Origin of the sequence: Vibrio sp. 10N.222.48.A3 (genome assembly GCF_041475345.1) — a bacterium.
Lineage (GTDB): Bacteria > Pseudomonadota > Gammaproteobacteria > Enterobacterales > Vibrionaceae > Vibrio > Vibrio tasmaniensis_A.
On sequence record NZ_JBFRVX010001168.1, the window covers coordinates 1 to 819 of the forward strand.

An 819-nucleotide genomic window follows, 5' to 3' on the forward strand; every position below is an offset into this window, starting at 1 on the left:
GCGTAATACACATCGTCACCTCGACCGCCCCAGAAGTTGTTGTTATCCCCTAGATAAGCCCCTAAATCTTTGCCGTCGCCACCCCAGTTGAAGTTATAGTTTCCTAGAGAAACATGGACATCACCATCCCCTTTTAAATGACCACTCTTACTTAAGAAATCGAATGTTTTTTCTTTCATATTCAGTAGATCTTTCGTTAGGTTCCCTTTCAGGTTTTCTACCAACGATTTCATCTCTTTTTGCTTATCTTGGCTAAAGATAGTCGTAAACAAGTTAGGTAGACTGAACGAATTAAAACCAAATGCACGATCTTTTTTCGGGGTTTTTTCAGGCGTTGTAGCCTCATCGCGACTTTTTTGAACACCATTTACGTTGGTCCCATTAACGGAAACTGATGCTTTATCCTCTTTCTCTTCTGGCGTTTTTTCTTTCAAACCATGAGTTTCTGCGAACGACTTAAGGCCATCTGCGCCCATATCAATTCCCGATTTCAAATCGTCTAACAGCTTAGTAGGATCGACGAAAGCTTGAAGTTGATCACCACTAAACTCACCAATCACTTCCAGCATATCTTTGAGGATTGCAACCCCGTCTACCGGCTTACCATTACGAGCAAGAATTTGCCCAGATGCGGTGTAATCCACACCGAAGATGTCCCCAAGTGTCGTATCCGCACCCACACCAGACAACTGGCCAAGTAGTTTATTCTTTAACTGTCGGGGTAAATCTTTAGGGTTATATGTGAAGGTTGTTTTCGCTTGACCTGTTGCAGAGAACTGCTGTGTCATTAAGCCAAACAAAGAACCTAGATTGGTATCA

1 pseudogene is annotated in these 819 nt (G+C 42.6%); it reads right to left on the minus strand.

Annotation, left to right across the window (positions count from 1 at the left end):
- Positions 1 to 819 (minus strand): annotated as a pseudogene (locus AB4653_RS24700) (RTX toxin RtxA); the annotation flags it as partial.